The 12,095-nt window shown below is 60.3% G+C and carries 14 protein-coding genes and 1 pseudogene; 4 read left to right on the top strand and 11 right to left on the bottom strand.

Annotated elements, in window-relative coordinates; all coding sequences use genetic code 11:
- Positions 1 to 31: 31 nt before the first annotated feature.
- Positions 32 to 1,078, bottom strand: a complete 1,047-nt coding sequence (locus tag PMI11_RS13370; protein ID WP_007817751.1) for an NAD(P)-dependent alcohol dehydrogenase — start codon at positions 1,076 to 1,078, stop codon at positions 32 to 34.
- 193 nt (positions 1,079 to 1,271) lie between these two features.
- Here PMI11_RS13370 and PMI11_RS13365 point away from each other — a divergent pair, with 193 nt between their 5' ends.
- Positions 1,272 to 2,180, top strand: a complete 909-nt coding sequence (locus PMI11_RS13365) for an AraC family transcriptional regulator (protein ID WP_007817749.1) — start codon at positions 1,272 to 1,274, stop codon at positions 2,178 to 2,180.
- Between the two features lie 2 nt (positions 2,181 to 2,182).
- On the opposite strand, the gene PMI11_RS13360 is transcribed toward PMI11_RS13365, so the two are convergent.
- Positions 2,183 to 2,545: a DUF4087 domain-containing protein gene (locus tag PMI11_RS13360; protein ID WP_007817747.1), complete on the bottom strand. Its 363-nt coding sequence runs from the start codon at positions 2,543 to 2,545 to the stop codon at positions 2,183 to 2,185.
- 32 nt (positions 2,546 to 2,577) lie between these two features.
- On the bottom strand, positions 2,578 to 3,018 hold the full coding sequence (locus tag PMI11_RS13355) for a hypothetical protein (protein WP_007817744.1): 441 nt from the start codon (positions 3,016 to 3,018) through the stop codon (positions 2,578 to 2,580).
- A gap of 187 nt (positions 3,019 to 3,205) precedes the next feature.
- On the opposite strand from PMI11_RS13355, the gene PMI11_RS13350 reads away from it, so the two are divergent.
- Together PMI11_RS13350 and ilvC are read left to right on the top strand one after the other, a co-directional pair.
- Entirely contained in the window at positions 3,206 to 3,856 is a 651-nt protein-coding gene (locus PMI11_RS13350; protein WP_007817743.1) for a TetR/AcrR family transcriptional regulator C-terminal domain-containing protein, read from the top strand.
- A gap of 47 nt (positions 3,857 to 3,903) precedes the next feature.
- Positions 3,904 to 4,923: a ketol-acid reductoisomerase gene (gene ilvC / locus PMI11_RS13345; RefSeq protein ID WP_007817741.1), complete on the top strand. Its 1,020-nt coding sequence runs from the start codon at positions 3,904 to 3,906 to the stop codon at positions 4,921 to 4,923.
- A 51-nt stretch (positions 4,924 to 4,974) separates the two neighbouring features.
- On the opposite strand, the gene PMI11_RS13340 is transcribed toward ilvC, so the two are convergent.
- The 6 genes and pseudogenes from PMI11_RS13340 to PMI11_RS13315 all read right to left on the bottom strand — a co-directional run bounded on the left by PMI11_RS13340 (position 4,975) and on the right by PMI11_RS13315 (position 8,114).
- Positions 4,975 to 5,562, bottom strand: a complete 588-nt coding sequence (locus PMI11_RS13340; RefSeq protein WP_007817739.1) for a class I SAM-dependent methyltransferase — start codon at positions 5,560 to 5,562, stop codon at positions 4,975 to 4,977.
- Between the two features lie 18 nt (positions 5,563 to 5,580).
- Positions 5,581 to 5,884 (bottom strand): annotated as a pseudogene (locus PMI11_RS36445) (type II toxin-antitoxin system RelE/ParE family toxin).
- Positions 5,871 to 6,119: a ribbon-helix-helix domain-containing protein gene (locus tag PMI11_RS13330; RefSeq protein ID WP_007817735.1), complete on the bottom strand. Its 249-nt coding sequence runs from the start codon at positions 6,117 to 6,119 to the stop codon at positions 5,871 to 5,873. Before PMI11_RS13330 ends, PMI11_RS36445 begins: the two are co-directional and overlap by 14 nt.
- Before the next feature lie 129 nt (positions 6,120 to 6,248).
- Entirely contained in the window at positions 6,249 to 6,626 is a 378-nt protein-coding gene (locus tag PMI11_RS13325; RefSeq protein ID WP_007817734.1) for a type II toxin-antitoxin system VapC family toxin, read from the bottom strand.
- The gene (locus tag PMI11_RS13320; protein WP_007817732.1) at positions 6,626 to 6,835 is read right to left on the bottom strand and encodes an AbrB/MazE/SpoVT family DNA-binding domain-containing protein; all 210 of its coding nucleotides are present in this window, start codon (positions 6,833 to 6,835) and stop codon (positions 6,626 to 6,628) included. The genes PMI11_RS13325 and PMI11_RS13320 overlap by 1 nt, the downstream gene beginning before the upstream one ends.
- Positions 6,836 to 7,016: 181 nt before the next feature.
- Positions 7,017 to 8,114, bottom strand: coding sequence for a branched-chain amino acid aminotransferase (locus PMI11_RS13315; RefSeq protein ID WP_007817729.1), 1,098 nt, complete (start codon positions 8,112 to 8,114; stop codon positions 7,017 to 7,019).
- Positions 8,115 to 8,428: 314 nt separating this feature from the next.
- Here PMI11_RS13315 and PMI11_RS13310 point away from each other — a divergent pair, with 314 nt between their 5' ends.
- On the top strand, positions 8,429 to 9,646 hold the full coding sequence (locus PMI11_RS13310) for an aminotransferase-like domain-containing protein (RefSeq protein ID WP_007817727.1): 1,218 nt from the start codon (positions 8,429 to 8,431) through the stop codon (positions 9,644 to 9,646).
- 24 nt (positions 9,647 to 9,670) lie between these two features.
- Here PMI11_RS13310 and PMI11_RS13305 read toward each other — a convergent pair whose 3' ends face one another.
- Both PMI11_RS13305 and PMI11_RS13300 read right to left on the bottom strand, forming a co-directional pair.
- Complete coding sequence (locus PMI11_RS13305; RefSeq protein ID WP_007817725.1) at positions 9,671 to 10,714, bottom strand: DUF2278 family protein; 1,044 nt, start codon at positions 10,712 to 10,714, stop codon at positions 9,671 to 9,673.
- Positions 10,715 to 10,808: 94 nt separating this feature from the next.
- Positions 10,809 to 11,867, bottom strand: a complete 1,059-nt coding sequence (locus tag PMI11_RS13300; protein WP_007817724.1) for an aldo/keto reductase — start codon at positions 11,865 to 11,867, stop codon at positions 10,809 to 10,811.
- Positions 11,868 to 12,095 lie beyond the last annotated feature (228 nt).

Genomic DNA, 12,095 nt, shown 5'->3' with positions numbered 1-12,095 from the left:
GGCGGCTCCGGGAGCCGCCCTTTCTGTTTCATCAGGCTGCCAGCGAGGCGATGTCGATGACGAAGCGGTAGCGGACGTCGCTCTTCAGGACGCGCTCATAGGCTTCGTTGACCTGCTGGATGTTGATCTTCTCGATCTCGGAAACGATGTTGTGCTCGCCACAGAAGTCGAGCATTTCCTGGGTTTCCTTGATCGAGCCGATCATCGAGCCGGAAATGCTCTTGCGGCCGGGGACCAGCGAGAAGGCGTGAACCGGGATCGGGTTTTCGGGAACGCCGACCACCACGAAGGCGCCATCCACCTTCACGAGGCCGAGATAGGCGTTCCAGTCGATCTCGGCGCTGACGGTGCAGATGACGAGGTCGAAGGCGCCGGCGAGCTTCTTGAAGGTCTCCGGGTCATTGGTGGCGTAATATTCCTTGGCGCCGAGCTTCAGGCCGTCTTCCTTCTTGGAGAGGCTTTGCGAGAGTACGGTGATATCGGCACCCATGGCGGCACCGAGCTTGACGCCCATATGGCCGAGGCCGCCCATGCCGACGATTGCGACCTTCTTGCCGGGGCCGGCTTTCCAGTGGCGCAGCGGCGAATAGAGCGTGATGCCGGCGCAGAGAAGCGGCGCGGAGGCATCAAGCGGAAGGTTGTCCGGGATGGACATGACATAGCCTTCCTTGACGACGATCGAGTCGGAATAACCGCCCTGGGTACGTGTCTTGCCGTCGGCTTCGAAATCATTGTAGGTGCCGCTGAGACCCGGCATGTACTGTTCACGGTCGAGGTCGCGTTCGGCGCAGCCGATGCAGGAATCGACGAAGCAGCCGACGCCGACGCGGTCGCCGACCTTGAACTTGGTCACGGCGGAACCGACGGCGGTCACGATGCCGGCGATCTCATGGCCCGGCACGATCGGGTAGACGGCGTTCTTCCATTCGTTGCGGACGGTGTGGATGTCCGAATGGCAGATGCCGGCGAACTTGATGTCGATGACGACGTCATCAGCGTTCGGCTTGCGGCGTTCGAAGGTGAAAGGGGTCAGCGGCTTGGAAGCGTCAGTCGCGGCGTAGCCTCTTGCAATAGGCATGGGAACCTTCCTTTTCGATTTGGGAGGAGTGGGGGTGGGCGGACTATTGCCCGGAACCATGCTGCGGCGTTAGAGCGATACTCTCAGCTTTTTGCACGATCCTGCAAAAGTGAGCCGGACATCTGTTTGCGAAATGGAAAAGGCGCTTTAGATAAAGGTGGTATCGCTGGCGTCAGACAGAAAGAGTTGCCGCATGACATTGCCCTTCAATCCCTATCAGGAAATCGTCGACATCGCGATGCGCTTTGCGCCCGGTGATGGCGAGTTCCGCACGTCGATCGGCAATCTCCACATCAGCCGCCGCTCCAATCCCAGCGATCCGCTGCACAGCAGCTACAAGCCATGTTTTGCCTTCGTGCTGCAGGGCGCCAAGAGCCTTCGCCTCGGCAATGAGTTCATCAGCTATGGAACCGGGGATTATCTGCTGACCTCGCTCGATCTGCCGGTCGCCTGGCGTATCGCCGAGGCCAGCCCCGAGGTGCCGCATCTTTGTCTCGGGCTCGCGATCGACTCCGAAAAGCTGCTGGAGCTTTTGAGCCGCATCGATATTCCGCGCCCGGCCGCCCATACCGACGGGCAGCGTGGCATGGCCGTCAACGTTGCGCCGCCGGAACTTCTTGACGCTGCCGTGCGCCTGCTGCGCTTGCTCGATCGTCCAGACGACATTCCGGCCATGGCGCCACTGATCGAGCAGGAAATCCTCTACCGGATACTGACCGGCCCCGATGGTGAACGGCTGATCAACATCGCCACGGCCGACAGCCACAGCAACAGGATCGCGCGGGCCGTCGCCTGGCTGAAGGAGAATTTTGCCCGGCCGCTGCGCATCGAGGAACTGGCCGATCATGTCAGCATGAGCGCGTCTTCGTTCCACCATCACTTCAAGTCGGTGACGGCGATGACGCCGATGCAGTATCAGAAGCAGCTTCGCCTGCACGAGGCGCGCCGGCTGATGCTGGTGGAGCGGCTCGATGCGGGGACTGCCGGCCATCAGGTCGGTTATCAGAGCCCGTCGCAGTTCAGCCGTGAGTATAGCCGTCTCTATGGCGCGTCACCGGCGCGCGATGTCGATGGCGCGCGCGATGCGATTGCCGCGGAATAAGGTCAGCCCGGGAATTTCAGCGCCTTGTCATTCTGGCACTTGGCGAGCTTTAGCTGGCGGAAAGAGAGGATGCGCGTGATATGTTCCTCGCCATCGGTCTCGACGCTCATGCAGGCGCAGGCATAACCGTAATTGCCGTTGCTCTTCACATAATCATGCTCTGAAATATCGGGAATGAGATCCATGCCTTCGGGCTCGTCATCGCGTCCCTGCGTCATGATCGTCCAGGTGTTTTCGGCATCCTCCAGCCACCAGTTGCCCGGCGTCGGGTTCTGGAGCCAGCCGCAGCGGGTCTCGGCGGCGAGGGCAGAGGACGTCATCGCGAGAAGTGCTGCCGCGGCAGAGGCGATTGAAATTGTCTTCATGGCGTTGCCGCTCCGGTCGCTTGTTTATGAGGTCAGTTGTTGATGGCGGTGATCGCCCAGTGGCTGTTCTCGCAGGCATCATCTTCGCAGATCGCCGCCATCCAGACGGCGCCATCCGCCAGCATCACGCCATCGCTGTTGACGAACAGGTCGGCATATTGCTGGTGGCCGACCGCACGGCGCGTTTCCGGCGTGACGAGATCGTCGAAATTGTCGATAAAATCCCGCTCGTTCAGCACATCGTAGGTTTCGCCATTGGCCTGCACCGTCAAGGGATAGTCGGCGAGGGAAGCGATCGTTTCGGCATCGTCGCCGCGCATGGCTTCGACGAGGTTGCGCAGTGGTGCATCCAGGCCGGCGGCGTCTCCGTGCAGCTTTTCGATGCGCTGGTAGACATCGCTTGCCGGATCGGCAAGCGCAGGAGATTGCGCGGCGAGCAGCAACAATAGGGCAACGTTGGACGGAAGGCGCATCGACGTCTCCAGCGGCAGGTTCCGCGGGAAGGTAGTTGATTCCCCTGTCGTCGTTCTGTCCAATTCTGGTGGTTTGTTTTTTCCTGCAGGCGTAAAATTTCGCTATCTCCATCTTGACGGTGGCAAGGCTTTGCCGCATAAACGCCGCGAACCGTACCGTACGGTACGTAAATGGGGAGTTGAAACCGTGTCAGTCGATGTCGCAGAGCCGAGCGAGTTTTCGCCACGCCAGAACGCTGTTCTGGAGCAGGCGCTGCAGCTTCTCGTCGACGGAGGCGAGAAGGCGCTGACGACATCGGGTGTGGCGCGCGCTGCCAACTGCTCCAAGGAAAGCCTCTACAAGTGGTTCGGCGACCGTGACGGTCTGCTCTCGGCCATGATCGCCTATCAGGCGAGCAAGGTACGCACCTTCGAGCGCAGCGGCGAGCGGCTGACCTATACGAGCCTGCACGACCATCTCGTCATCTTCGCCCGCGATCTTCTCGAAGTTCTGGCCGGCGACGTGTCGCTGGCGCTGAACCGGCTGGCGATCGGCCAGTCGCATCGCGACGGTTCCAAGCTCGGCAAGCTGCTCTTGGAGCGCGGCCGCCGGCAGATCGACCGCCGCGCCATGGCGCTGATCGATGCGGGAAAAAGGGCAGGGCTGCTGCGTTTTCATGATGCCGACGAAGCCTATCATACGCTTTATGGCCTCATCGTTTCCGATCTGCATGTGCGCATGCTGCTCGGCGAACCGGGGCTCAAGGATACCGCGCGCCAGGCGGAGAAGGCGGTCACCGCTTTCCTGCGCCTGTACGGCACGGAGAAAGTTCTGGCGGAGATGCCGATCCTCGGCTGAACCGCTTTTTGACAGTCAACAAGACAAGCAAAAGGGAAGGAATTTCAATGCGCGTCTATTACGATCGTGATGCCGATCTCAACCTCATCAAGTCGAAGAAGGTCGCCGTCATCGGCTATGGTTCGCAGGGTCGCGCGCATGCGCTGAACCTCAAGGATTCCGGCGCCCAGAACGTCGTCATCGCGCTCAAGGCCGGTTCGCCGACCGTCAAGAAGGCCGAAGCCGACGGCTTCAAGGTCATGACGGTTGCCGAAGCTGCCGCCTGGGCCGACCTGATGATGATGGCAACCCCGGACGAACTGCAGGCCGACATCTACAAGGCCGACATCGCCGGCAATATCCGCGACGGCGCTGCTATCGCCTTCGCACATGGCCTCAACGTTCACTTCGGCCTCATCGAGCCGAAGGCGACCGTCGACGTTGTCATGATCGCCCCGAAGGGCCCGGGCCACACGGTTCGCGGCGAATACCAGAAGGGCGGCGGCGTTCCCTGCCTCGTTGCCGTTCACCAGAACGCTTCCGGCAATGCGCTTGAACTCGCTCTCTCCTACGCCTGTGGCGTCGGCGGCGGCCGTTCGGGCATCATCGAAACCAACTTCCGCGAAGAGTGCGAAACCGACCTCTTCGGCGAACAGGTCGTTCTCTGCGGCGGTCTCGTCGAGCTCATCCGCGCTGGCTTCGAAACACTGACCGAAGCTGGTTACGCTCCGGAAATGGCCTATTTCGAGTGCCTGCACGAAGTGAAGCTGATCGTCGACCTGATCTACGAAGGCGGCATCGCCAACATGAACTACTCGATCTCCAACACGGCCGAGTGGGGCGAATATGTCTCCGGTCCGCGCATCATCACTGCCGAGACGAAGGCCGAGATGAAGCGGGTCCTCAAGGACATCCAGACCGGCAAGTTCACATCCGACTGGATGCAGGAATACCGCGCCGGCGGCGCTCGCTTCAAGGGCATCCGCCGCCTGAACGACAGCCACCAGATCGAGGAAGTCGGCACGAAGCTCCGCGCCATGATGCCCTGGATCGGCAAGAACAAGCTGGTTGACAAGTCGGTCAACTAAGCTGTTCTGAGATTGTGATTATGAGAGGCTGGGGCGAGAGCTCCGGCCTTTTCATTTAAGGGCGGTAAGATACAGCCAGCGGGTCGGCTTGTTGTCATAACCACCGCCGTCCGCTTCATTGATCGCGATGTCTCTCCAGCCGTCAGCCACGAGCAATTCCTGCAGCCATTCCCTTGAAGGGTAGTTGTAGTACCGCCCAAAATCGTCATAGCCTTCGGCAGTGCCGGCCTTGAAGCTTGCGTGGAAGATGCCGTCTTCCTTCAGGGCGTTGCGGATGAGGGCGAGGATGCCGGGAAGGTCGACGCGGGGCACATGCAGGAGGCTCGCCTCGGCCCAGACGCCGTCGAATTCTTCGCGTGCGGCAAGCTCCTCGAAACGCATGATTTTCACCGGCCTGCCGTTCAGTTTCTCTGCCTGTCGGGCAAGCTCAGCCGAGCCATCGGTCGGTGTCACGTCGAAGCCTTTGGACAGCATATAGGCGCAGTCCTGTCCACCACCGCAGCCGAGTTCGAGAATGCGTGCCTTTTCGGGGAGGGCGGAGAGGAAGGCGTCCAGTCTCGTCGTTGGTGGTTTGCGATCACGGGTGGCGTAGGTTTCGGCGTTGGCGTCGTAGAAGGCAAACGTGTCGTACTGGGGCATCAGCGGTGCCAATCTCTATTATTGGTCGGATTGCAGATGTTTTTCGGGGAGCTGGTCGGCCCCGATGATGTCGATGATGAGTACGCCTTCGGTCGTCACGCGGTAGAAGGCAACATGTCGCCTGTGAAGAAGGCGGCGAAGGCCGGCGCCGAGTTCGCCGCAGTCTCTTCCCATGAAGGGTGTGTCTGCGAGAAGCTCGAAAATCCTGTGCAGGTCGAGCAGATAGGCATCGGCCTGAGCTTCGCCGAAATTCAGATAGGTATATTCGTAAATGCCGGAAAGCTTGGCGTCCTGCGGTTTGGGTAAGCCTATATGCGGCCACGCAGCTTTGCCTTCGCTTCGCCCAGGATGTCCGGAATTCGCCGATCGCTCGGGCCGCTTTGCTCCGCCTTTTTCAGCATGTCCTGCAGTTCTGCATCATCGAGCTTGTGATTTTCCTGATCTCGAAGGACGAGATCGTGCAGGAATGCGCTGGCATCGCTGTACTTGCCGCTCGTGACACGGGCGGCAATGTAATCCGCCAGACTGTCCGGAAGCGAAATCGTCATTTTCGTCATTGAATCGGTACCGTCAGGGAGTTCCAGTTTCAGTTATCTTAGGAATGAGACTAGCATCTCTCAAGCCTTGATAGAAGCAAGTCCAGATCGCAGCAATTCTGTTCAGCATCCTCGTCGTCGAAGAAACGGTCACGGATTCTTTTCAAGATAAACGACGCGGTCTAAGTTCTTGAAATGCGCGTCGAGCGTCAGAACCTCGGCGTCGTGCAGTTCGGCCGTCGCGTAGATTATCGCATCGGCAAGCGCCAGCTTCCGTTTCGCAGAGACTTCGGCGGCACGGCGGGCAAGGGCTGTGTCGAGAGGGGCTACGATGCAGGTGGCGGTATAGGCGAAAAAGGAATCGACTGCTTCTTCACCGCGTTCGCGCTCAAGCCATTTGGCGAGTTCGAGCTGGACGATGGTGGGGACTATGCATTCGGTTCGCCCAGGCATCTCGCCTTGCAGGCGATCTGCGGCAGGGCCTTGGGTCAGCCATTCGATCCAGGCCGAGCTATCGACGACGCGCATCAGAACCGGTCTTTCCTGTCGCGGTAATCGCTCGGGTCGGCGCCTTTGGCCATGCCCTTGAGGTCGGCGAGTTCGGGGACAGGGATAAGAAGGACGCCTTTGCCCTTCGGGATGAAGACAAATTCCTGGCCGGCGGACCAGTGTTGTTGGTCGCGCACTTCCTTTGGAATGGAGATCTGGAATTTTGCGGAGAGGGTCGCAGTTGCCATTCTTACCTTTCCTTGATTGATCGATAGATAGTAAGAATTCGACCGGCGTCGGTCAATGGTGAACCATTTTTCGCGTCAAGGGGCTGGCTCGGGACATGAAAAAACCGGGCGATGCGCCCGGTTTCTATGTTGCCGCGATATTTCTCGGCGGAAGCGTCAGCCGAGTACCCGAAAGCTCAGATCACAGAACGCGGCGCGTCCAGCCGCGCTCGTCGTTGGTGACGCCCTTCTGCAGGCCAACGAGCTGCTGGCGCAGTTCTGATGTCAGCTTGCCGGTCTGTCCGTCACCGACCAGAAACTCGCCGCCGGCGTGCCGAACCAGGCCGATGCCGGCGAGCACCGCGGCCGTGCCGCAGGCGAAGGCTTCGACGAGCTTGCCGCTTGCGGCGTCGGCCTGCCATTCCTCGAAGGAGTAGGGACGTTCCTCGACGCGCAAGCCCTTTTCCTTGGCGAGTACGATGACCGAGGCGCGGGTGATGCCGGGCAGGATCGTGCCGCCAAGGGGCGGGGTCACGACCGATCCATCATTCATGACGAAGAAGACGTTCATGCCGCCGAGTTCTTCGACCCAGCGATGTTCGGCCGCATCGAGGAAGACGACCTGGTCGCAATCCTTCTTCGCTGCTTCAGCCTGCGCCACAAGGCTGGCTGCATAGTTGCCGCCGCATTTTGCGGCACCGGTGCCGCCGGCGGCTGCGCGGGTGTAGGTGGTTTCGACCCAGAGCGAGACTGCCTTCGCGCCGCCCTTGAAATAGGCGCCGACCGGGGAGGCGATGATGCAGAAGATATATTCCTGCGCCGGGCGAACGCCGAGGAATGCTTCATTGGCGAACATGAAGGGGCGAAGGTAGAGGCTGGCGTCGCCGGAGGGGATCCAGTTCTTGTCGACGCGGACCAGTTCTTCGACCGCCTTCAGGAAGAGTTCTTCCGGCACGGCGGGCATTGCCATGCGGGCTGCCGACTGGGCGAAGCGGCGGGCATTCTCTTCCGGCCGGAAGAGCAGGATGCGGCCGTCCTCCGCCTTATAGGCTTTCATGCCTTCGAAGATCTCCTGAGCGTAATGGAGGACGGCGCTTGCAGGGTCGAGCTCCAGCGGGCGGCGCGGGGTCACCTTTGCATCGTGCCAGCCCTTATCGGCAGTCCATCGCGCCAGGACCATATGATCGGTGAAGACCTTGCCGAAGCCGGGCGTTTCCAGTGCCCGGATGCGGTCGGCGTCGGAGACGGGAGACTTGTGGAATTCGATTTTGATTTCAGGAGAGGTCGACGTCGCAGTCATTGCTGGCACCTTGATAGTCCATTGAATAATGGGCGGCACACTACTGCCGCCGGGTCGGTTTTGGAAAGGTCTGAATCGGCCGGTTTCTGCTTTTGATCAAAGGAATAATCGCGCGATGTGGCGAACATTCACGCAACGAGGCAGGCCATTCGGTTCGGTTGCGCGAAATCTCGAACGGCAGCCCAATCGGCACCGAGCTCTGGAATACAGGACTTCCAAACTTGTCACAGTGACAAGAAAATAGGTCAGTATTGTTGACATAAATTCCGCTGCATGGTGAGCTGCTGATATTATAAAAAATACGAGGAAACCCCATGCTGAACTGGGACAATATGTTTGCGACGCGCTCCACAAGGATGCGCGCTTCGGAAATCCGCGAGCTTCTGAAACTTCTCGACCGGCCGGATATCATCTCCTTCGCCGGCGGCATTCCTGACCCGGCGCTGTTTCCGGACAAGGAGTTCAAGCAGGCCTATGCTGACATTTTCGACAGCTCGGCCGTCAATTCAGCGCTGCAATATTCCGTTTCCGAAGGCTACAAGCCGCTGCGCGAATGGCTCATCAAGCAGATGGCGGGCCTCGGCATTTCCTGTGCGCTCGACAATGTCTTCATCGTTTCCGGTTCGCAGCAGGGCCTCGATTATCTCGGCAAGCTGTTCCTGTCGCCCAACGACACCGCGCTCGTCACCTGGCCGACCTATCTCGGCGCTTTGCAGGCTTTCAACGCTTACGAGCCGTCCTACGACCAGTTGACGCCCGGCGGCAACCGCACGCCGGATTCTTACCGCGAGGCTGCAGCGCAGAAGGGCGGTAAGGTGAAATTCGCCTATCTCTCGGCCGATTTCTCCAATCCGACCGGCGAGACTGTCGACCGCGATGGCCGCGAGAAGGTTCTGAAACTTGCCGAAGAGCTCGACATCGCCGTCATCGAGGACGCCGCTTACCAGTCTCTGCGCTATGACGGTGATCCGATCCCGCCTATCCTGGCGCTGGAGATTGCCGAGAAGGGCCATATCAACGATACGCGCACGATCTATTGCGGCAGCTTCTCCAAGACGCTGGCGCCGGGCCTACGCGTCGGCTTCATCGTTGCCAACGCGCCCGTCATCCGCAAGCTGGTGCTGATGAAGCAGGCGGCCGACCTGCATTCTTCGACGATCAACCAGATGGCGATTTCGGAAGTGGCTGAGCGTGGCTTCGATGCGCAGGTCGCCAAGGTCAGGGCGGTCTACAGCCAGCGCCGCAACTCCATGCTGGCCGCACTCGAAAAGTATATGCCTGCAGGCACGAGCTGGACGAAGCCGGAAGGCGGCATGTTCATCTGGGTGACGCTGCCAGAGGGTATGGATGGCGCCAAGCTGCTTACCAAGTCGCTGGAAGGCGCCAAGGTCGCCTTCGTTCCGGGCCAGGCCTTCTTTGCCGATGGTTCGGGTGCCAATACGTTCCGCGTCAGCTTCTCCTGCGCCAACGACCAGATGATCGATGAGGGCATCAGCCGTCTCGGCAGGCTGATCGCCAGCGAGATCGGCTGATGTGACTTCAGGTTTGGGCGGCGATCAGAAGATCGTCGTCCAGCCTTCGTTTGCGGTTTCGCTCTTGCCGTAACCGACACGGTCGGCGACCGCGCCATCGGCATTGATGAGGATGATATCGCCGCCCTTGTTGGCGAGCTGCAGGCCGCCATTCTTAGGATCGAGCGTGATGGTGCGGAATTCGCCCGAGGCGAGCGAGCCCGTCAGTTTCTGCCGGCGGCCTTCGCCATCTTCCAGCGACCAGCCTTCGATCGACATCGCCACATCCGAGCGGTTGATGAGCGTCACTGTCTCGTCCTCGGTGCCGTCAGGGCGGTTCACCGGATTGATCATGGCGGCGACGATGCGCAGCGAGGAAGCAACGATCGGCTGCGGGCGGCGGGTGCCTTGGCCGCGACCCTGGCCGCCCCTGTTGTCGCCGACGGGGTGGCCGGTATTGGCATCCGTATTCCAATTCTGCGACTGGAAGCCGAGGAAGATCGCCGCCCAGTGATCCTCATCCGAAAAATGGATGAGCAGGGCGCCGTCCTGATTGGGCGCATTGGTAGCGCGGAAGCTGCCGCTGTCGCCCTGGTTCATGTGGATGTCGTGGATGCCGTTGCCGGGCTCGAAGCCGAAATATTCATCCGGCTTGTTGTTTTCCGGTCCCCAGGCTTCGCCGAAGGCGTAGAAGTGGATGGATTTGTCGGCGATGCCTTCCTGCACGATGGGTTCGATGAAATCGCGCAGGTCGTTCTTCGGGCCGTCGAGCTGGAAGGGCGCGACATTCATATCCTCGCGCTCGATCATGCCGCCACGCACGTAGTCGATCGCCAGATCCTGCCGGTCGCCGCGGATATCCGTCAGGCCTATCGGCAGGGCGGCGAGCTCTGCCGTCAGTGTCTCATGCTGGAAATCCATGACATTGGCGTAGAGCAAGTCATGCGGTGATTCCTTCGAGCGCACGTTCATGGCAATGCGATAGCTGACGCCGCCGGCCTCGATGCGGATTTCGAAATGCGGATCGTTGTCGTCGTCAAGGGCGAGCGCCGAAGCTGTACCCTTCAGCACCTTGTAATTCCGGAGCATGGTGAACCTCGTGGTGGGGCGGGGGTTCACGATAGCATAGCGGAAATGCATCTTTTGTGACGCTAATTTTCCGCCATGCAACGCTTTGGAGAGTTTACTTCTTCACATGCGGGGCGAAGAGTTCCATGTCAGCTTCGCTGAGACGCTCATTGGCGGTGTTGAGCTGGTGCCAGTAGGGATAGATGACCGGCGGCACGCTGACATCGTCGAGGCGCTTGCGCTCGTCGGCGGTCAATTTCAGGTCCGCGGCGGCGAGGTTATCCTTGAACTGGGCTTCGGTGCGCCCGCCGATGATCACTGACGTGACCGCCTTGCGGCCGATCAGCCAGGCGAGTGCGACCTGCGCTGCGGACACGCCACGTTCCTGACCGATCGCCACCAGCGTCTCGACGATATTCCAGAGGCGGTTTTCGTCGCGGATCGGCGGTTCGGTCCAGCCGGCGAACTGGCGGGTGCCTTCGGGGGCGGCGGCATTGCGGCGATGTTTGCCCGAGAGAAGGCCGCCGGCGAGCGGGCTCCAGACGAGCACGCCGAGGCCCTGGTCGATCGAGATCGGCAGCAGCTCATACTCGGCGTCGCGGGCTTCCAGCGTGTAGTGAATCTGCTGGCTGACGAAGCGCTGGTACTTGTGTTCATTGGCAACGCCGAGCGCCTTCATGATATGCCAGCCGGAATAGTTCGAGCAGCCGACATAACGCACCTTTCCCTGCTTGATCAGGGTGTCGAGCGCTTCCATTGTCTCTTCGAGCGGCGTTTCACCATCCCATTCATGGACCTGGTAGAGGTCGATGACGTCGGTCTTCATGCGCTTGAGGCTTGCCTCGCATTCGCGGATCAGGTGGTAGCGCGACAGGCCGCAATCGTTCGGGCCATCGCCCATGCCGAAGCGGGCTTTGGTGGCGAGCAGCACTCCATCAGGGCGCTTGCCGCCGAGCACTTCGCCGATGATGCGCTCGGATTCGCCATTGGAATAGACGTTGGCGGTATCGATCAGGTTGACTCCGGCATCGAGGCAGATATCGACCATGCGGCGGGCCTCCTGCACGCCGAGATCGCCGACCGTCTTGGCCCAGCCGACGCCGCCGAAGGTCATCGTGCCCATAGTCACGGTGGAAACTTTAAGGCCGGAACGGCCGAGCAAACGATATTCCATTGAAATTCCTCCTCATGAAAATGGGCTGATTGACGTACCGCAGCAAAGCTCGCCGTCAAACGGCAAGGTGTTCACGCCTGCGTGAGCTTACGCCTGCGGCTATTCCCGCGCGAGGATAATCAGCCGGTCCGTTTCCGCAAAGGCATAGAGGTCGGATTTTCTCGGGTTGACGATGACGCCGCCGAGATTGCGGCGGTCGTGTTGGCCGTCGACCTGCCGGCGGTAGCC

Origin of the sequence: Rhizobium sp. CF142, assembly GCF_000281145.1 — a bacterium.
Taxonomy (GTDB): Bacteria; Pseudomonadota; Alphaproteobacteria; order Rhizobiales; family Rhizobiaceae; genus Rhizobium.
Note: the sequence above shows the minus strand (reverse complement) of the source record. Positions and strands in the feature narration are given on the sequence as shown.